The organism is Aequorivita sublithincola DSM 14238, from assembly GCF_000265385.1.
In the GTDB taxonomy this organism is placed as follows: domain Bacteria; phylum Bacteroidota; class Bacteroidia; order Flavobacteriales; family Flavobacteriaceae; genus Aequorivita; species Aequorivita sublithincola.
The window spans coordinates 3,118,115-3,138,313 of record NC_018013.1; the positions used below are offsets into that span (position 1 = coordinate 3,118,115).

Sequence of the window (20,199 nt, forward strand, 5' to 3'; positions counted from 1 at the left end):
TATTAATTCTACTATTTTTTCTTTTTTGAATTTCCCATTCCAATACCTATACCCATTGCGCCTAGGGCGGTTGCGGTTTTCTGACGGTTTAGCACACTGTCACGGAAAATACGCAAACCGAGGTCTGCGCGGTAACCGTGAATTTCCTTTACGTCTAGCGCCAACATAAAGTTGATAATTTCTTCACTTACAACCTGCCCTGGAACCAGTACGGGAAAACCTGGCGGATAAGGGATTACAAAAGATGAAGCTACTAAATCCCTACCCTCTGCCATTGCTTTTTTGCAATCGCGAAGCGGAAAGTATTCGTAATTTTCTTCATTATAGGCCATAAAATAGGCCTCGCGAATATTTCCTCCTGGAACATTTGGAACCGCTCTAAACGAACTGTGAAACATACTGAAATCTGGCAAAGGCGGAACTTCATTTATAAGTGAATTGATTCGCTTTTGTGCAATCTCGTTTTCACGACTGTTCAACGAACGGAATTCTTCATCCAATTGTTCAGAAATTTTCAACAGTGCATTAGTCAAATAGGCAACGCTTCCGCGGGTAGTCCCAATATTTGTCATAAACAGCACCGTGTTTCGTGAGGTTTTGTTAATCTGAATATTAAACTGATCCATCAAATATTTATTTTTGAAGGTATCGCCATCTACTCCCGTTCTTCCTATAAATAATGTAATTTTTGTGGGATCGAGCATAAATTCGTCCTTTTCCCAAGCAGTTTCCATCCTATTCCATCCTGTGTCTGGGGCGTAATATTCTACGAGTCCCGTTTCTTGGTATTCTGAAGGAATAAAATCTTTTACCGTCAGTACGTCAAAATACTTACTCAATTGTGGGTTATTGGTCACTTTTGCGCGAAGTACCATCGCCATTTCAATACTTTTTTCCACCATTTCATAACCTTCAAATTCAGCTTGACGTCTTCCAACATCAAGCGAAGCAAGCATTTGGTAGTTTGGCGAAGTGGAAGTATGCGTCATATAGGCTTCCAAAAAAGTATTCTCAGATTTTTTTCTGAAATCTTCATCCCAGATATGAATCATAGATCCTTGGCGGAAACTGCTCAAAGTTTTGTGTGTACTTTGTGTGGCATAAACTCGAATGCAGACTTTATCTGGATCCGGCATCTTGGATTCTTCCCCTTTCGCGAGCTGTTTTATATGATTTTTGTATTCCTTTCTATACGCTTCACTTCTGTATTTGTCAAAAAGTTTCTTTGCGCAAAACATTGCTGTTCTTTGCTTATATATATAGGTGAAGCCCGCAAAAGCAAACCAAGCTTCATCCCAAAGGAAAATCATATCTGGCTTGATTGCCAAAACTTCTTGCATTACTTTTTCAACATTGTAAACAATACCGTCAAAAGTGCAATTGGTAAGCAACAACATTTTTACTTTATCCAACCTTCCGGCTTCCCGAAGTTGAAGTAATTTTTCTTTAATTTCTTTTAAGGGAACCGCTCCATACATAGAGTATTCCTCAATCGGGTAGGAATCTAAATAAACAGGATAGGCACCAGATAAAACCATTCCATAATGATGACTCTTATGGCAATCACGGTCAATTAGCACCAAGTCTCCAGGTTCAATAATAGCTTGTAAAACAATTTTATTTGCGGTGGAAGTTCCGTTTGTAACAAAAAATGTACGTTGCGCTCCATAAGTTTGGGCGGCCATTTCTTGTGCCTTTTTTAATGGTCCTGTTGGCTGAAGCAAAGAGTCTAATCCACCAGTTGTTGACGAAGTTTCTGCCAAAAACATATTTCTACCATAAAATTCACCAAAGTCTTTTATCCAGCGGGACTTGAAAACAGAGTTTCCACGAGAAATTGGCATCGCGTGAAATATACCAGTGGGTTTCTGACTGTATTCTTTCAGCGCACTAAAAAACGGAGTATCAAAACGTTCACGAACGCCACGAACTATTCCCAAGTGTAATTCTTGTAAATCTTCTTTTCGATAATAGATTCGGCTAAACTGTCGTAAAGTACTGTCTTTTAAATCCGTAAGAGAAGTATCGGTAACATAATATGTGTCTAATTCTGGTCTAAACTGCCTAACCATTTCGCCTAAAAGCGGTCCCAATTCGTATTCAGGTCTATTTTCTAAATCTATTTTAAGAACATTTTGAATATAAGGTTTCAGCAATTCTGAAATATTTGTTGAAGCGTAATGTGGCGCATAACGAATAACCGCAGCCTGCAAATTTGGATTGAAGATTAACGCAATCAAAGCGTCCTGAAAGGATGGTTGCACCAAAAAATTATAAGTGAACTGTTCGTTCGGTTCTCGAATCTCATCCAATTTCTCGTGAAGGGCAACTTCATCTTTGGCAGGAAGGTCTTCTACAAAAAGAACCTCAAAATAGTTTTTCTTTTGTCCAGAGGAAAGCTCACGCATATCGTCCCCAGCGGGCTCACCATCTTCAGAATGAGTAGAAGTGGGATATTTTAAATATTCATCGCTTACTAGTTGTCTGTTTATTTCAGAAATATTGTGCGTTAAGGAAACGTATTCTTCTTTATTGAGTGCTTGGCAAAGCTTCTCAAGCCTTATTTTCCCTGGATATACAAAATATTGTTCAATGGTTTTAATGTCCTTCAAAAAACTCTTTACTGTCTCAACATATTCTTCTTCGGACTTTGATCCTTTTTTTGATTGTGCTAGCGACGCACTTTCTCTTTTCAGATCTCGCCAAGTGGCAAGGCGTAGTTGGCCTATACTGTAATACGGAGCACTAATAGTCTTTTTTTTGTTGGACATCTTTTATTTTTTCGAATTAATTGCAAGCTTATTACCTTCGGAATCTGTGAAAAGAGCAAAATATCCCGCATCATCACTAATTTTCGTTTTTGGCATAATAATGCGGCCGCCAGCTTCTTCCACTTTATCGAGAATGGGCTGAAGGTTTCTCCCACCATTCAAGTAAACTAACGAACCTGTTTCACTGGGAATACAACCTTGCCCCATTACCAAAGCCCCGCCAATACCAGTTGTCACTGGAAAAATTGCCATCGCATAATCTTTTACCTCATTTGTTTTCATCTTTATACCATAAATATGGTTATAAAAGCTCGTTGCTCTTTCCATATTTAGTACTGGTATTTCGAACCAAGTGATAAAATCTTTCATCTTGCTGTTTGCTGGTTTCGGTTTTGTAGACATTGTTCCCATAGTTAGTTTATTTAAGTGTTATTAAAATTTGTTTTGATTGAATTATAAAAACTTATAAGTCATCTAATTATCATTGTGATCACCTTTATAACTCATTACGCTTACGGGAAGTTCTATTTCGCTCTCCAACTTTTTGAGTTTCTCTAGTTTGTCCACCTTTGTTGGCTTAATTAGAGGTCCCAGTGAATCTAAATAGGGATGTTTGGCTCCCGGTGCGTAAATACTGAAATCGCCAAGATTGTCTCGGAAACTTTTAAGCGGTTGCCCCAAACGCATTACACCAAGTTCTCTACTTCGTTTTACGCGTTCCATATCTATTTCAATAGGAAATATCTCTTCAGTAGCACCTGCCTTATACATTATTCTTCCGTCTGGACCACAAACTGTGGAACAGCCAATACCTCCAGTTTCTAAACCATTTATGTCAAAAAAGAAACATTGGTTAACTGCCGCCATTGTTTGCGCGATGGAATGTTCTATTTCTCGATCCATTGTTCCCGTCATTGTGGGGTGAAGAATTACTTCGGCACCCATAACAGCAAGGGTTCTGACTGTTTCTGGGAACCACATATCATAGCAAATGGAAACTCCGAAGATTCCAACATTTGGAACTTCAAAAGTGCAGAATTCATTACCAGGAGTAATGCCTACTTCAAAAGGATAGAAGGGAAACATTTTTCTGTAACGCGTCACAATTTCTCCGTTTGGATTAATTACAGTGGCGGTATTGTAGATTTTATCGCCATCCTTCTCAAAAATTGAGCCCGGCAAAAGCCATATTGCATATTTTTTCGCCATAGCCTGCATTTCCTTTTCAAATGCCCCAGGAACTTCCTGGGCATAATATGTTAAAGGACCGTACGCACATAATTCGCTAAACATAACCATTTGCACGGACGGATAGAGGTGCATTGTAATATCTAGTTTTAATTTCATCATTTCCAGATTGCTCTGGGTGGCGGAAACTCTCATTTGGATTCCTGCAATTGTGAATGGCTTCATATTTTAGTGTTGGGTTGATTTATTTATTACGTTTTCTAGAATGTCAAGGCCTTTGTGAAGTTGTTCATCCGTAATTACTAATGGGCAAAGCACTCTAATTATATTTTTATAAGTTCCTGCGTTAATTATAATAAGGCCTTCTTCGGCACATTCTTTTACAATTTTGCCGCATAGCTCACCATCTGGTTGGTGTGGATCTTTGTCCTTTACAAATTCCATCGCCATCATAGCACCCATTCCACGTACATCGCCTATTTCTGGATGGTTCTGTTGCATTTTTTTAAAGCGTTCCTCTATAATATGACCGACTTCAATACCACGTTGGTTTAGATTTTCATCTTTCATCATTTGGATGGTTGCAAGAGCTGCCGCACAACAAATTGGATTGCCTATATAAGTTCCACCAATGGTACTTGGTCCAGCGGCATCCATTATTTCTGCTCTACCTAAAATGGCGGCAATTGGCATTCCGGAACCAAGAGATTTGGCATAAGTACTAATATCTGGCGTTACGTTGTAATTCTGCCAACTGGACCAATTTCCTACTCTTCCGAAGCCACTTTGTATTTCATCCGCAATAAGCATAATGCCGTAAGTATCACAGAATTTACGAAGTCCTTCAAAATATTTTTGTGGCACAGGATTAAAACCGCCTTCCCCTTGAATTGGTTCTAGAATTACAGCAGCCAAACTATTTGGATCCACTAGATTTTTTGCACTCTCACAAAGTTTTTCTAGCTCTTTAGCTACAAAAGCATCCATATCTAAAGTACCGTGATAACGATAAAAATTCGGGAATGGAAGTCTATAAACTTCTGGAGCAAATGGCCCAGAGTTAATTTTATAATCAATTTTACTGGTAAGCGTCATTGCCATTAACGTTCGGCCGTGAAACGCGTCAGTAAAACAGAGAACGCCCTGTCTTTTGGTAGCTTGGCGTGCTATTTTAATTGCGTTTTCAACAGCTTCGGCCCCTGTGCTAACGAGCATTGCTTTGGTTCGTTCACCATGAGGAAGTATCTCAACCAATTTTTCGCAAAGTTCCAAATAAGGTTCGTAAGTTACTACGTTGAAACTGGTGTGAATATATTTTGCAGCCTGTTCTTGTATTGCTTTTACAACAGGCTCGGGACAATGACCTGCATTCACTACACCTATACCTCCAGCAAAGTCAATCAGCTCGCGACCATCTTCGTCAATAATAATTGCTCCTTTGGCCTCTCTTACAGTTGTGGTGTTGAATAATCCAACTCCGTTAGGCACTACATTTTTTCTTCTTTCCAGAAGTTCTTCAGATTTTGTCAATTGTTTTAACATATAGATTAGGAATTATTTGATAATATACTTAAAATTAAAAAAACTAATATAAGGTTTAGGAATATTTTAATAGGTTGGAAATGTATAAAAATAAAATCTTTTAAAAAATTTATATTCAGGCAACCAAGATTTATAATTAAACACTTTACGAAATAGCAATTGATGTGAGGCCACATTCCAGTATTGATTCTTTCCACTGCCTTGATAATGAACCGCGCAAAAAATATAGGGATGAATAAAAGTGGAAATTTAAACTTGAAAAGTTTAATATTTTAGCCAAATTAAACTAAACAAAGACGTTTATCAATTTTCACTTTAAAAAGTCCAGTATGTAAAATTATTTTTAACTATTGACTTTAATTTGCGTTCGTCAGGCGTTTCGTTCTTTTCAAGAATCGTAGTTATATCATCCAATAAGCTTTTAGTTTCGGCAAAATAACCATGGCCTATAAAATTAGTATCTACTTGGCTTGCGTCTATGGTTTCTATTCCTTTTGCACATACAATGTTTTCTCCTCCGTCACCAGCTCTTCGTAAGTGCTTGCGCAAGTTGCGTGAAAATCCCAAAGCTTTATCTTTGGAAGAAACATAGAGTGTAACTTGACCAGTTGTACTTCCTAAAAGCATGGGAGCAATATCGTTGATGAAAATCTGCGCATCTATATCTGGTGCGGCAAGTATAATTTGAGTGAATTTAGTTTCCTCTTTAAAATAATTTTCTTCTTGAAGTTCAACTAAAGCCCTTGTTAATGCTCGATTGCCCATGCTATGTGCAATTAAGTGTAGTTTTTTGGCCTTTGTTTCTTGCTGTAAATCTTTTAAAAATTGTAGAATGTGTTTGTGACTATATTCTACATTGTCCAAATCACTTATATAACCATCCACGCTTGCTCTTGATGGCCAACTGTAGCATATAGGTGCACCTTTAAAACTCACATCATGGGCTATTTGTGCGGTACGCATAACGGCTTCATCAAAAGATACGTTATAGCCATGCATAAAAACAAAAGCATCTTTTTCATCTGAAGTTGCGATAGTTTCCTTAAGGCTTCTGAAAAATTTATTTCTAGCTATAATTTTCTGCTCCAATATCATTACATATTTATCAGCATTTTCGCGAAATTGCAATTTCCACCATTTAGGACGAGGTATATCCCCTAGTTTCCTATTCCTCGGAATACTAACCGACACAGTGCCATATTTGAGAGCGCCACGCTCCACTCCAAATTTAATTTTGTTCTTTTTTAAGTATGTATTACGGTCTGTGGCAAAAAACACCAAAACATCAAAACTACCATCATCCTTAGCTTCTGGAGGGATGCTCTTTTTATTTTGGCTACGGGTTTGCCTAGAGACTGATGGAGGCCTCTCAGCCATAGAAGGGTACGGTATTGGTGAAGGCATTGCTTCAATATCTTTTTTGAAAATAAACGGATCTGTATATGGCTTATTTATAAATATAACCAGTTTTGTTTCGGCCGTATTGTCTTTTTTTACATTAAGAGAATATGTGCCAATATTCTCACGATCCCCTTTTCTTCTTAATTGTAATGTTGCGGTTTCATTCTGTTCAGCGGTGATAATAATAGTTACAATTATATTCCTTTTTCCTACAATAGAATATTCCATTTCCCATTTGCTGTTCTTCTGCTTTATCCATAGCGCTTGGTCTATTTCAATATTATCTATTGCTATTTGAACGTTCCGAATATTTGTGCAGCCCAATTCAAAAATAAGTTGAGTTTCCATATCTGTATTATAAGAAATTTATAAAATGCTTAACTAATGATGAAAAATTTCAATCAACCGCTCCTAGGTAGAAGAAATTTCCCCAATCACGATACTCTGGATGATTTTTTCTGGTATGTCGCTGTGCTATTTGAAACGATTCCTTTTTACTTTTTCCTTCTTTAATTGCTGTATAAAAACTAACAAAAAAAGTTTCGCAAGACATAGTTTCAGCTTCCCATAAACTACCGATTATAGTAGCTACACCTGCCTTTAGGAAAGCTGCGGGTATACCCTGAAGATTATCCATAACATCAAACCTACCCAAGGCTGTTTCGCAAACACTTAAGGTTAACAAATCTACATTTTCAGCATTCAGATCCATCAATTGCCACGCGGGAAGCCCATCTCCATTATGTTTTGAAGATATTAAAAGTACATTTTGAAATGCGGGTGCCGTTACATTCATTTTACCATGGGCACATAAATGTATTCGTTTTGCAACAGTAAAAGCTTCTATAAAGTTAGCTTCGGTTGCATCGCCATTTTTATCTGTAAGCGCCTTATTTTTAAATATTTTAGCAACTTTTTTGGCTTCTGCAATAGCATTGGCAAGCTTTGGAATATTTAATTTTGAGGCTTTAGCATAACCAAGACCAAAGGATGCCATTTCAACAAATTGTATGTCTGGAGTTGCGTAGTTTTGTTTTAATGTTAATAAATGTAAGTTCGGTAAGCTCGTTACTAACCATTCATCGCAAAGTAAACCGTCTTTATAAGGCAAAAGGTGAAATGGATAATAATGATACGCCCCATGTGGCTGCATCATAAGGTGAGTTTTTCCAGCCAATTTATAGGCTTCCAAATATGGAGTGATTGGTCCTAACAACATTTCGGAATCTGTGGCAAGCAGTTCTAAACCTTTTGTGGTACAGTTTTCATAGCCATAAGGTGTATCTTGAATTTCTTTTCGCACATCAGGCACGTTAAAGGCAAGTACAGAAGTATTTGTTGTTATTCCTTCACTAGAAATTTCCACATTCCCAGCAGGCATATTTTCGTCTACGGCATAATTTGCTTTTACATCTTCTTTAGTAATTAATAAAAAATAATTTGCTGCTTTTCCAAAAGCATCTCCTGCCATAAACTGAATGCAAAGCACCGTGTCCTTACCAATGGCATCTTGTACATCTTTTAAAAAAAGCAACGGATAATCACCATGCTCAATATCTTTCAGCATATAGTTCTTTAGCCAACGATCAAAATCAATTTGAAGGTTTTTAATTTTAGTTTCAAGACTATTTTCCTCCTGCTTTTCTTTTTCACCTAGGTAGGCGGACATCAACATTTCTTCGTCAATTGCAGGAATTACTCCTTCTTGTTGTGAGATTTCTTGTTGACTTTCAACAACTTGAATTTTCTTAAGCAGTTCTACTCCCAAACAATCGGGATTTGGTAATTCCGTGGGAAGTTTCAACATCGCACCATAAGCAAATCCCTTTAAATGCTGCAATAAAAGCAGAAGCGCTTCACTATTAACAGGCTGATTGTCCATATAAATACGAAGAATTCCATTATATAATTGATGTTGTAATTCATTTAAAACAGAACTGCGGAAGGCTTCTAAAACAAAAGCATTGCCAGAAAGTTTAGAAAGTATAGCGTGTGCACTTTTTAAATCAAACTCGGGAATTAGGTTTATAAGTTGTAGCAATAAATTCCTTACAATTTTGTGATCCTTATTTTTAATAGCAACTTGCATTGCTTTAAGGTATTCTTCTATAGCACTTGGCGTTTGGTCTGCATTCAAAAAAGCATTCGCCGTTTTAATATGAATTAGGCTATCCTCTCGTTCTGTCTTCAACAATAAGTTTTCGTCTTCAATTTGATCTTGAATCTTTGATACTTTTGATACTAATTTCAGTAAAAAAAGAGCACGATTATAATACTCCCCCTGCTGTTGATGTCTCCAATCATCCATAATCTGCCAATTGTCTGAGTTTAACAATTGTGGATATTTAACAATAGCTTCCAATACCGAATGTTCTCCGAATTGGGGTTCTTCAATTATGCTATTGAGTATGGACGTTGTCAATTTGTAGTGGCAAATAAAGTTTTATCGGCTATATAAATCTATTTCAGAAATATAATCCCCTACTTTATTCTGAATTAAGGCTAAAACATCATTCCTGTTTTTCGCAAAACTCTCAATATTTAAGGTAGCTCGACGGTTTATGTATTCTAATTTGGTTTTGTCTTGGGCAAATTCAAAAAACAAAATATGCTTCATTTTGGTACTGGACGTAAGCAAGAAGGTGCCAACCTGAAGCATAACCGTATCATTTTTTTCCACAGCAGCGGCCAACTGAAAACAACTTTTCTGCAAAGGCATGCTATTTGCTTCAAAAGCAATGAGATTTTTACTTTCCTTTTTAGTTTTAAGAGCGTTTAGGGTTTTTGTTATTAACCCGATAAAACTATTGCCAAATGCACTAACTAAAATATCTATAACCACATTCTCTACCTTTAAAATACTGCCTTTGGCTTCATAAGTATTTACATCACCGCCTTCTAATACCCATCCCAAATTTGAAAGCACTTTTACATATTCTTTACACCAATTAATAGCATCCTTATCTTCCGAAGAGTATTTTTTATTGGCTACCATCTGCGCAACTAGCGTACAATTCAAAACATCTTTCCGAGATTGTTGACTAACGCCAGCAGCAAAGGAAACTATGGTTTTATCTGCTAAAAAAGATTGCTCACTATCCGATGTCTTTGGCACATCAGAATTTTGACTTCGAGTAACTCGCGGTGCGGGAAAGGCCATTACTGGATCCTGCAATTCAAGAGATTGAATATATTGTTTGGTTGTCATAAAAATTATTTTTTGAATTCAGCCATTAAATTAATCAATATTTCTAAATATTCTTCAAATTTAAAGCAGTAAAACAAACTTCTATATAATTTAAGAAATTGGAAACCAATGAATTCTGAATAAAAAAGACGTTAATATTTCCTTAAACCACCTTATTTATCGCCCTATTTCGTGGAATTGGGCATTGAAACCCATAGTTTTGCCACTTATTGAACAATAATTGAAAAAACAAAATTATGAGTCAAGTACAAGGAAATGAAACCGTAAAACTTCATTACACAGGAAAACTGAACGACGGACAGGTGTTCGACAGTTCAATTCAACGCGAACCACTTGAGGTAAAACTCGGTGAAGGCCGTTTAATACCTGGTTTTGAAAAAGGATTGGTGGATATGAAAGTGAATGAAAAGAAAACCATAACCATCCCTAAAGAAGAAGCTTACGGCGAAGTTCAAAAAGAGCTTTTCCAAAAAATACCTAATGAAAACCTACCACAGGAAATAAAGCCAGAAGTAGGAATGGGACTTATGTCTAAAAACCCTGATGGCTCTGAGCGCCAACTTCGTGTTGCCGATGTAAAAGATGATTTTATAATCGTAGATGCCAATCACCCACTTGCTGGTCAGGATTTAACCTTTGAATTGGAATTGCTAGAGATAAAGTAATTTTTTTCAGAAGAATATATATGAAGGCTGCCGAGAGGTGGCCTTTTTTTTGTGAATAGGTGAATGGGTGAATGGGTGAATAGGTGAAATTAACTTCAAATGTCCTATATATCAGATTTTAAAACTACAAACTCCCGAACTCACGAATTCACTTATTCACATACTCACCTTTTATTAAAAATAGCATCCACACAATTAATCCCATCAATGGCCGCAGAAATAATACCTCCCGCATACCCAGCACCTTCGCCAGAAGGGTATAGCCCTTTTACTTCAACGTGTTCCAAAGTGTCAGGATTTCTTGGAATACTTATAGGTGAAGAAGTCCGACTCTCTGGCGCGTGTAGCACGGCTTGATTTGTATAATATCCATTCATCTTTTTTCCAAAAGCTACGAATGCTTTCTTTAAACGTTTTGAAATAAGTGAAGGAAGCACTTCATTCAAATCTGCGGCAACAATTCCAGGTTGGTAAGATGTCTTCGGAAAATCTTCTGAAATTTTTCCTTCCACAAAATCAATCATTCTTTGGGCAGGAACTTTTTGAGTCTTCCCTCCTGCTTCCCAACAACGTTTTTCAACTTCTTTTTGAAAATCGAGACACACAAACGGATCTCCTTCCTTATAATTCGGCAAATCTTTCGGTTCTACGCTTACTACAATTCCTGAGTTTGCATACGGATTGTTGCGTTTACTAGGACTCCAACCGTTGGTGACCACCTCTTCCTGTTCCGTGGCGCAAGGCGCAATAATTCCGCCGGGACACATACAAAATGAATAAACTCCAAGTTCATCAACCTGTTCTACCAAAGCATAACTTGCTGGTGGGAGATATGGATTGTCATCTTCCCCATGATATTGAATATAGTTTATAAGTTCCTGCTGATGCTCCACCCTAACGCCGATAGCGAAAGGTTTGGCTTCAATTTTAATGTTTTTTTCGTGAAGTAAATAGAAAATATCACGCGCCGAATGACCCGTAGCAAGGATTACATTATCAAACTCAAGCCATTCTTTATTATTTATTTGAATGGCTTCAATAGCATCATCTCTCAACCTTATATCTGTCATTTTCGTATTGAAATGCACTTCCCCTCCATTTTCAATAATTGTTTCTCGCATTGAAGTAATAATTTTAGGAAGTTTATTTGTACCAATGTGCGGATGCGCATCTACTAATATATCTTCATCTGCGCCAAAGTGAACAAACCATTCCAAAGCTTTAAGCACGTTGCCACGCTTTTTTGAACGCGTATAAAGTTTTCCGTCGGAATAGGTTCCTGCACCGCCTTCGCCAAAACAATAATTGCTTTCTGGATTTACAATTTGTTCCTTGTTTATTGCAGCAAGATCTCTTCTACGTTCGCGAACGTCTTTTCCGCGTTCAAAAATGATAGGTTTCAACCCTGCTTCAATTGCTCTAAGTGCAGCATAAAGGCCCGCAGGGCCCGCACCAATGATTGCTATTTCTTTAGCAGAAGAAACATTTTGCGGAATAAACGGCGGAATGATTTCTCGCTTTTCATCCTTCAACCATAATTCAATCTGAAGATTTAGTTTTATCGGTTTTCGTCTTGCATCAATAGATCGCTTGCGGATTCTCCAATCACTAATTCCATCTTTACGAAGTTTTTCTTTTTCCAAAGCAATCTCCAATATATAATCTAAATCTTCCTGTTGCCGAGGTAAAACCGCTATTTGAACCAATCTACTCATAGAGCGCAAAGATAATTTTTTTAAATGGTGAATTTGTGAATGCGTGAATTTGTTAATCTGTGAATCTGTGAATTCGTAGAATTATATATGAATAAATTCAATTTGAAACAATTAAATATTGTCCACCTACTCACAGTCCCGATAGCTATCGGGACACTTACTCACAGACTCACTTACCCACATACTCACCTACTCACCTATTCACATACTCACCGATTCAATTACTCACCTATTCACTAACTCACCTATTCACTAACTCACCTATTCACTAACTCACCTATTCACTTACTCACCTATTCACCTATTCACCTATTCACTAACTCACCAATTCACCTTTCCATCAAGTTAAAAATTCATTAAACTTTCTACTACTTCCCACTAATCGAATCCTTATTGGCTATTTTTAGTTCAAATTAAAATTATGAAAAAATTTCTCCTATTATCTGTATTACTCTCCATCACTTTCTATTCCTGCAAATCTGAACAAAAAAAATCTCAAGCCATTGCCTCCACTCAAATAATGCAAGAAGCTGATACCGTTCAAACTGCTTTGGGACCAATTATTTTACCCAAACCTTTCGCTACAAAATCAGTCGCCAATACCAATAATATGAAGGATTGGCCAGAAGGCAAGATGCCTAACGCACCCGCAGGTTTTACAGTTACAAAATTTGCCGATGGTTTTAAAAATCCACGTTGGACGTACATTGCTCCAAATGGTGATATGTTTGTATGTGAAGCGAATACTCGTGGCAGCGCAGGTTTAATTACTTTGTTGCGCGATAAAGATGGCGATGGAAAAGCGGAAGTGCGTGAAACATTCTTAGAAGATTTAAAACAACCTTTCGGGATGTTGGTTATTGGTAATAGCTTTTACGTTGCCAATACAGACGGACTTTATAAATATCCATACAAAGAAGGGCAGCTTTCTCTTAAAGATTCCAAAGGTGAAAAAATTGTTGAACTTCCTGCGGGTGGTTACAATAATCATTGGACTCGAAATATTATAATGAATCAAGCCAAAGACAAGATATATATTTCTGTAGGTTCTGCCAGTAATGTTGCGGAACACGGTATGGACGAAGAATTTCGTCGTGCGAATATTCTGGTCGTTGATCTTGACGGTAAAAACGAAAAAATATATGCTAGTGGCTTGCGAAATCCAGTGGGAATGGACTGGAATCCTATAACGGGTGAGCTTTGGACCGCTGTGAATGAACGGGACAAACTTGGCGACAATTTGGTCCCAGATTACGTTACTAGTGTTAAGGAAGGCGGATTTTACGGCTGGCCTTATTCTTATTTTGGTCAGTTAAAAGATCCACGAATGGATGGAAAAGGTTTAGATTTAGTTGCAAAGGCAATAGTTCCTGATGTTTCCGTTGGACCGCATACAGCTTCCTTGGGATTGACTTTTTACGATGCGGAAACTTTTCCTGCCAAATATAAAAATGGTTTGTTTGTGGGGCAACATGGCTCTTGGAATCGTTCTATACTTTCAGGTTATAAAGTTGTTTTCATTCCATTTGAAAATGGAAAACCGGCTTCACAACCTGAAGATTTCCTCACAGGATTTATAGCTGATAAAAATAAAAGTGATGTTTACGGCCGTCCAGTGGATGTAACCGTTACCCCAAAGGGTGATTTGCTGGTAAATGATGATGCTGGAAATGTTATTTGGAAAGTTAGTTATTCTAAGTAGTGAATTTGTGAATCAGTGAATTTTGGAATCAGTGAATTTGTGAATTTGGGAATAAGTAAATAAGCCTTGGCTCCTGATTCTTGACTCTTCGCTTTTCGCTAAATAAAAAATAAAAAAAATGAAGTTCCTTCTTCAAAAAACAATAGCGGTTATGTTTGTAACCGCTTTTTTTAATTGCTTGCAGGCACAGGTTTTACAGGGTTTTGTATTTGATTCATCAAATGAGCCTATTAATAAGGTTTGGGTTTTTGTTAATGGGAACAAAATTTCCGAAACAAATCCAGACGGAATGTTCGTTATTCACGGAAATTATAAACTGCCTCTCAAAATAAGTTTAGAACATCCAGATTTCTATGTTGGCATCTTCAATATAACTGCAAACAATATGGTGTTTGAACTTGCTCCACTTTCAAAATCTGAAAAGCTTGAGGAAGTAATTCTTTCCTCAACCTATCAAAAAGAAAGTAAGGTTATCATTCCCACGGACAAAGTAACTGCTGAAAAGTTTGAACAATACAGCCCTATAGATATCAATTCGGCAATTAATGAAGTGCCTGGAGTTTTTATTCAAAGTGGCGCAATCAATACCAATAGAATCGTGATTCGCGGTGTAGGCTCGCGTACACTTTATGGCACTAATAAAATCCGTGCCTATTTCAACGGAATCCCAATAACCAACGGCATTGGCGAAACAGCAATCGACGTCTTTGATCCCGAAGATTTACAATCCCTTGAAATCGTAAAAGGTCCAAAAGCCACACAATACGGCACCAATTTAGGAGGTACATTATTACTCAACTCGAAAACAGCGAAAATTGACGAAACTACTTTCAATAGTAATTTAACGGTTGGTTCTTTCGGCTTGATTAAAAATTCAATTTCTGCTGCAACTTCCACAGAAAAATTTTCCTTAAATATTAACTACGATCATCTGCAAACAGAAGGGTTTCGGGAGAATAGTGATTATAATAGAAAAACGTTTTTGTTGAACTCCAAGTATTCATTCAATCCTAAAAATGAAATAAGTCTTTTAATAAACTATGTAGATTATTTTGCGCAAATACCTAGTTCTATTGGCAAAACCGCTTTTGAGGAAGATCCTTCGCAAGCAGCTTTTACGTGGAAGGAAGCCCAAGGCTTTGAGGACAATAAACAATTATTGACAGGGCTAAGTTTTACGCATCTCTTTTCTGAAAACTTCAGTAATACAAGCTCTGTTTTCTATACCTACTTAGATCATTACGAGCCGCGACCTTTTAATATTTTAGATGAATTCACCAATGGCTACGGCGCTCGAACGGTTTTTGCTAAAGATTTCATATTTCTAAAAAACAAGGCGAACCTCAGTTTTGGTGGTGAGTTTTATAAAGATGAATACATCTGGAAAACCATTGCAAACCTATATAAGGAAAACAATGGCAACGGCAGTCTTAAAGGCGATTTGCTTAGTGATAATATTGAAAAGAGAGATAACTTGAATGTATTTGCAACTGTAACTTTACCCTTTACTGAAAAATTTAAAGCTCAGTTTGGCCTTAACTTCAACAAAACAAATTATCAGTTTAATGATGTTTTCAATCTAGGAGAAGCAAATAAAAGCGCCAATCGAGATTTCAATCCTATCCTTGCTCCCAACGTAAATCTTAGCTATCAATTCACTGAAAATGTAATTTCATTTTTCAATTTCAGCCGTGGATTTAATTATCCATCCATCGAAGAAACTTTAACTCCAGAAGGCATTATAAATCCAGAGTTGGGACCCGAAAAAGGTTTTAATTATGAAGTGGGTAGCGAGCTATTCCTCTTTAAAAGAAAGCTTCACTTTCAAGTGAACGCCTACCTTTTAGATATTGACGATTTGCTGGTTGCAGACCGTGTGGGCGACGACCAATATATTGGCCGAAATGCAGGAAAAACTGAACACAAAGGAATTGAATTTCAGCTTTCCTATTTTCAACCTATTGATGAATTTATTTATATTTCACCCTACTTCAATGCTGAATTCACCAATCATAGATTTATAGATTTTGTGGATGCAGAAGATGATTATTCAGGAAACCAACTTACCGGAGTACCTAACAAAAAGATCAATGGCGGATTCAATTTTGGTTTTAGAAATTTTAAACTCAACACCAACTTTCTTCATATTGGTGAGATTCCTCTAAACGATGCCAATCTACTATATTCAGAGAAATACATCGTTCTAAATGCAAAAGCTTCCTATAAAAAAGAACTTTCAAAAAGACTTTCCTTAAACCTGAACGTAGGAATTAACAACTTTACAAATGAAAAATACGCTTCTTCAATATTGATAAACGCAACCGCCTTCGGAAACGCAGAACCACGATACTACTATCCCGGCACACCACGAAATTGGTTTGGAGGAATTAAACTCGATTATAAATTTTAAAATCAAACTTCAATATTTCTTGTTTCGCGTTTCTTGGTTCTCTTTTCTTAGTTCTTGGTTCCTTTGTCTTTTTTCTTTTTTCTTGTTTCTTATCTCTTATTCCTAGTTACTCATTACAAAATCCCGAATTAACAAACTCACACATTCACAAACTCACAAACTCACAAACTCACAAACTCACAAACTCACAAACTCACAAACTCACAAACTCACAAACTCACAAACTCACAAACTCACAAACTCACAAACTCACAAACTCACAAACTCACAAATTAACAAATTCACTAACTCACAAATTCACCATTTAAAAAATTACCTTTGCTAAAACTAAAAAATCATGATTTTCTTAGAAAACGAAGGCAACACCAACCCACGTCTCAACCTAGCTTTGGAAGAATATGCACTACGTAATTTTAGCGCAGAAAATGACTATCTGTTATTCTACATAAATGAACCCTCTATCATTATTGGCCGTAACCAGAACACTCTGGAAGAAATAAATCACGAATACGTTAATAAAAACAACATTCACGTAGTGAGAAGAGTTTCCGGCGGTGGCGCAGTCTATCACGATTTTGGGAATCTAAATTTCAGTTTCATCACCAACCACGATATAAAAAGTCTAAATAATTTTAAGAAGTTCACAGCTCCTGTAATCAAGGTTTTAAACAACCTCGGACTTAATGCCGAACTAAAAGGTCGCAACGATATCCAAGTGGACGAAAAGAAAATTTCAGGCACAGCGCAATTTTCAACAGGAAAACGAATGGTAAGCCACGGCACACTTTTACTAAATACAGATTTAGGCGAAGTTGTAAACGCGCTAAACGTAAAGATGAGTAAGATAGAATCCAAAGGTCACAAATCGGTTCGGAGTCGCGTTGCTAATATTTCTGAATTCCTAAAGCAGCCATTGAAGATTGAGGAATTTAGACAGCTTCTATTGGAAGGACTTTACGAAGAAAGCGAGCCTTTTGAAAGCTATCATTTAACTGAAGAAGAATGGAAAGCCGTTCATAAGCTAAAAGAAGAGAAATATGACACTTGGGATTGGAACTTCGGGCGTTCACCCAAATTCAACATTCAACGCAGCAAACGCTTCCCTATTGGGGAAATAGATCTTCGGATTTTTGTTGAAAAAGGCCACATCAAAGAATTTAAAATATTTGGAGATTTCTTCGGAAAAGAACCCGTTGAAAATCTTGAAAAACTTTTAGAAGGAGCCCGTTATGAAAAGGAAGATGTTTCAGATTTATTAAAGGATATCGAGATAAATGAATATTTCGGCGATATCCCAAAAATAGATTTTATTGAATTAATCTATGGAGACGACGAGGCTTAAATTACCCCAAACCTAATGCCTAATGCCTAATCAAAAAAATCAAAGTCAATTTCGAATAACTAATAATTCTTAATGAAAGGAAGTACAAAGATTTATCTAATGGTTGCCGCAGCAATAGTTACAATCATTGGGTTGATAACGGGATGGTATCTTTTTATATTTCTGATATTACCTCTTGGTTTTCTGTTTAAGAAAGCTAATAAATGAAAAAAGCTACAATAAAAATTGCAGCTTTTTAATTTATTAGGTACTTCTTATTTCGTACCTCGTACTTCTAACCTTACGTCTATTCCACAATAAACTTTCCTTGCATCAAAGCATAGTGTCCTGGAAAAGTACACATAAATGTATAGGTTCCTGGAGCTGGAGCATCAAACTCGATAGTATCACTCTCACCACCACCTAGCATTTTTGTGTGGGCTATAAATTTATCTTTCATATCAGCAGGGATATAATCAGTGTCAGCTGCAGTTGCAGAAGCTTGTCCCACAGCGGCCATATCAGCATCTTGAGTAAGAAGTGCCCAATTGTGACCCATTACAGTTTTCTGCATTGTACCAACATGCTTTAAAGTGAGTTTTACTTTTTGACCAGCTTTAACGCGAATCTCGGTCATGTTATATTTCATCTGGTCATTACCAGTAATGTTAATGATGGCTTCCGAAGCATCAGTTGTTTGAGCTGGAGCGGCTTCTTCTACTTGAGTACCGATTTTCAACTCAGTTTTTTCTTCTTTTTTGTTGTCGCCACAGCTAATTGCCAAAACGGCTGCAAACACTAAAATCAATTTTTTCATTGTTTTGTTATTTATATTAATTTTAAATTAAGGACAAAATTAACCTCTATTTTCAGTATTACCAAATGAAACAGCAACCATTTTTTAAAAAAGATAGGAAGACCTAAACTTTCGAGAAAATTAAAGAATAACAAAAGTTTAAAATGAATAGGAATATTCAATTCCACCGCCAACTACTGTACTTGAAACATTTGAAAAATCGACCCCACCCATCACTTTAAAGGTACCTAATTTTTCATTTTTATAGGCTAAAGAGCCGTAATTGTAATACGCTTTTAATTCAGGATTTAATGGTCTTCCGTAAGTACCCAAATATTTTGTATAAGTAGTTTTAAGTTGCCATTCTAGCATTTTTAATTTGCCTGCAATACCAATATGATGCGTCTTCGATCTATTGCTGATAAACCTTGAACTAATTGTGGATAATGGCAAGTTTTTGTCATACAACATAAAAGGAATACCGATTATATTCCCTTCATAAGTCCAGCCACTTCTATAAATTGAATTACTAAAATAGTTGTCTCTCCCACTCCCAACGGAAATACCACTTTGATCCACAGTATCTATATATTCATACAGAATTGAAGCTATGATTTTCTGATTATTAGGTTTAAAATATAGACCCCAAAGACCATCTGGAAAATTTGCAAACCGAGTCCCCGAACCGTCCTCAATATAATGATCGTGATAAATAGAAAACTCCCCGAACTTATTTTTTAATTCATAATTCATAAATAGGCTTCCCAAATGATTACCCAATTTATTGATAGTTTCATTTTCAACACCAATTTCTTCCGTATTATGGGCAAAAAAGACATTTACAAAATCCTTAAACCCACTTTTCAGTTTCCCGATTTCTGGAGAGGTGCCTCCCCATTGCGCAAAATGCTGAACCCTTAGCGTTAGCTTTTGCTTTTCATTAAAGTTGGTTATTATTCCGAGTCTTTTATAGTGAAGATTAGGGTTTTTTACATAACGGGTATCGTTTAACTGATAATGGGCAATTCCCCAATCCACAGAAAAAGTTTTTGAAATTTTAAACGGATTGTTCGCTTCCAAAATAAGCCCAGGCAAGGGTCTTGCGTTTCCAGACCACAAAAAATTCTGATTTGTAGAGGAAAGACCGTCAAGTAAAACTGCTCGCTTTTTTGCTCCAACTGTTACTAAAAGCCAAGAATTTTCAAATTGGGCATACAAATCTCTACGTTGCACAGCATCTTCCACACCGTCTCTACCATAAACTGCTCCACCAGCATTAATTTTGAAAGAGGAAAACGTCAAGCTACCAGCAAGCTCGGCAGTTGCAGAAAAATTAGTAAGTTCGCTTACTGAGTAGTCGGTATTTGTGTGAAACCAAAAAGGATTTTCGTCTTCGTTGGCAAGAATTGTTTTTGCTTCCACTTTACCTTTTATATCCAATTCTTGTGACCAGATTAAAGTAGGTATAAATAAAAAAAAA

Annotated in this window: 14 protein-coding genes; 4 read left to right on the plus strand and 10 right to left on the minus strand. The window is 36.7% G+C overall.

The genetic code is table 11. The features are described 5' to 3' along the window. Positions 1-11: 11 nt before the first annotated feature. From AEQSU_RS14275 to AEQSU_RS14305, 7 genes are all read right to left on the minus strand, one after another. Positions 12-2,771 (minus strand): aminotransferase class I/II-fold pyridoxal phosphate-dependent enzyme, encoded by a 2,760-nt coding sequence (locus AEQSU_RS14275; protein ID WP_014783579.1) that lies wholly within the window; start codon positions 2,769-2,771, stop codon positions 12-14. Positions 2,772-2,774: 3 nt separating this feature from the next. Next, positions 2,775-3,182, minus strand: a complete 408-nt coding sequence (locus AEQSU_RS14280) for a VOC family protein (RefSeq protein ID WP_014783580.1) — start codon at positions 3,180-3,182, stop codon at positions 2,775-2,777. Positions 3,183-3,245: 63 nt separating this feature from the next. Continuing rightward, on the minus strand, positions 3,246-4,184 hold the full coding sequence (locus tag AEQSU_RS14285; protein ID WP_014783581.1) for a carbon-nitrogen hydrolase family protein: 939 nt from the start codon (positions 4,182-4,184) through the stop codon (positions 3,246-3,248). 3 nt (positions 4,185-4,187) lie between these two features. Beyond that, positions 4,188-5,501 carry an aspartate aminotransferase family protein gene (locus AEQSU_RS14290; RefSeq protein ID WP_014783582.1) on the minus strand — a complete coding sequence of 438 codons (1,314 nt, stop codon included), beginning with the start codon at positions 5,499-5,501 and terminating at the stop codon, positions 4,188-4,190. Positions 5,502-5,816: 315 nt separating this feature from the next. Then, positions 5,817-7,250: an alpha/beta hydrolase gene (locus tag AEQSU_RS16270; RefSeq protein ID WP_014783583.1), complete on the minus strand. Its 1,434-nt coding sequence runs from the start codon at positions 7,248-7,250 to the stop codon at positions 5,817-5,819. 49 nt (positions 7,251-7,299) lie between these two features. Then, positions 7,300-9,324 carry a CHAT domain-containing protein gene (locus AEQSU_RS14300; protein ID WP_014783584.1) on the minus strand — a complete coding sequence of 675 codons (2,025 nt, stop codon included), beginning with the start codon at positions 9,322-9,324 and terminating at the stop codon, positions 7,300-7,302. Between the two features lie 21 nt (positions 9,325-9,345). Then, entirely contained in the window at positions 9,346-10,110 is a 765-nt protein-coding gene (locus AEQSU_RS14305; RefSeq protein ID WP_014783585.1) for a hypothetical protein, read from the minus strand. 236 nt (positions 10,111-10,346) lie between these two features. Here AEQSU_RS14305 and AEQSU_RS14310 point away from each other — a divergent pair, with 236 nt between their 5' ends. After that, the gene (locus tag AEQSU_RS14310) at positions 10,347-10,775 is read left to right on the plus strand and encodes an FKBP-type peptidyl-prolyl cis-trans isomerase (RefSeq protein ID WP_014783586.1); all 429 of its coding nucleotides are present in this window, start codon (positions 10,347-10,349) and stop codon (positions 10,773-10,775) included. 164 nt (positions 10,776-10,939) lie between these two features. Here the strand turns inward: AEQSU_RS14310 and AEQSU_RS14315 are convergent, their stop codons facing one another. Then, positions 10,940-12,490, minus strand: coding sequence for an NAD(P)/FAD-dependent oxidoreductase (locus tag AEQSU_RS14315; RefSeq protein ID WP_014783587.1), 1,551 nt, complete (start codon positions 12,488-12,490; stop codon positions 10,940-10,942). Positions 12,491-12,911: 421 nt separating this feature from the next. Between AEQSU_RS14315 and AEQSU_RS14320 the strand changes: the two genes are divergently transcribed. The 3 genes from AEQSU_RS14320 to lplA all read left to right on the plus strand — a co-directional run bounded on the left by AEQSU_RS14320 (position 12,912) and on the right by lplA (position 17,944). Beyond that, complete coding sequence (locus AEQSU_RS14320; RefSeq protein WP_014783588.1) at positions 12,912-14,192, plus strand: PQQ-dependent sugar dehydrogenase; 1,281 nt, start codon at positions 12,912-12,914, stop codon at positions 14,190-14,192. Positions 14,193-14,310: 118 nt separating this feature from the next. Then, a complete protein-coding gene (locus AEQSU_RS14325; RefSeq protein WP_014783589.1) occupies positions 14,311-16,602 on the plus strand; it encodes a TonB-dependent receptor family protein in 2,292 nt (763 codons plus the stop codon). Between the two features lie 337 nt (positions 16,603-16,939). Next, the gene (lplA, locus tag AEQSU_RS14330) at positions 16,940-17,944 is read left to right on the plus strand and encodes a lipoate--protein ligase (protein WP_014783590.1); all 1,005 of its coding nucleotides are present in this window, start codon (positions 16,940-16,942) and stop codon (positions 17,942-17,944) included. 286 nt (positions 17,945-18,230) lie between these two features. Here lplA and azu read toward each other — a convergent pair whose 3' ends face one another. Continuing rightward, on the minus strand, positions 18,231-18,740 hold the full coding sequence (gene azu, locus AEQSU_RS14340; protein WP_014783592.1) for an azurin: 510 nt from the start codon (positions 18,738-18,740) through the stop codon (positions 18,231-18,233). Between the two features lie 138 nt (positions 18,741-18,878). Beyond that, entirely contained in the window at positions 18,879-20,159 is a 1,281-nt protein-coding gene (locus AEQSU_RS14345) for a capsule assembly Wzi family protein (protein ID WP_211206519.1), read from the minus strand. Between the last annotated feature and the right edge of the window lie 40 nt (positions 20,160-20,199).

Excerpts from the sequence above, each read along its gene's own strand:
- AEQSU_RS14320 (WP_014783588.1), top strand. The coding sequence starts at position 12,912 with ATGAAAAAATTTCTCCTATTATCTGTATTACTCTCCATCACTTTCTAT.
- AEQSU_RS14325 (WP_014783589.1), top strand. The coding sequence starts at position 14,311 with ATGAAGTTCCTTCTTCAAAAAACAATAGCGGTTATGTTTGTAACCGCT.
- AEQSU_RS14280 (WP_014783580.1), bottom strand. The coding sequence starts at position 3,182 with ATGGGAACAATGTCTACAAAACCGAAACCAGCAAACAGCAAGATGAAA.
- lplA (WP_014783590.1), top strand. The coding sequence starts at position 16,940 with ATGATTTTCTTAGAAAACGAAGGCAACACCAACCCACGTCTCAACCTA.
- AEQSU_RS14315 (WP_014783587.1), bottom strand. The coding sequence starts at position 12,490 with ATGAGTAGATTGGTTCAAATAGCGGTTTTACCTCGGCAACAGGAAGAT.
- AEQSU_RS14310 (WP_014783586.1), top strand. The coding sequence starts at position 10,347 with ATGAGTCAAGTACAAGGAAATGAAACCGTAAAACTTCATTACACAGGA.
- AEQSU_RS14305 (WP_014783585.1), bottom strand. The coding sequence starts at position 10,110 with ATGACAACCAAACAATATATTCAATCTCTTGAATTGCAGGATCCAGTA.
- AEQSU_RS14285 (WP_014783581.1), bottom strand. The coding sequence starts at position 4,184 with ATGAAGCCATTCACAATTGCAGGAATCCAAATGAGAGTTTCCGCCACC.
- AEQSU_RS14275 (WP_014783579.1), bottom strand. The coding sequence starts at position 2,771 with ATGTCCAACAAAAAAAAGACTATTAGTGCTCCGTATTACAGTATAGGC.
- AEQSU_RS14290 (WP_014783582.1), bottom strand. The coding sequence starts at position 5,501 with ATGTTAAAACAATTGACAAAATCTGAAGAACTTCTGGAAAGAAGAAAA.
- azu (WP_014783592.1), bottom strand. The coding sequence starts at position 18,740 with ATGAAAAAATTGATTTTAGTGTTTGCAGCCGTTTTGGCAATTAGCTGT.
- AEQSU_RS16270 (WP_014783583.1), bottom strand. The coding sequence starts at position 7,250 with ATGGAAACTCAACTTATTTTTGAATTGGGCTGCACAAATATTCGGAAC.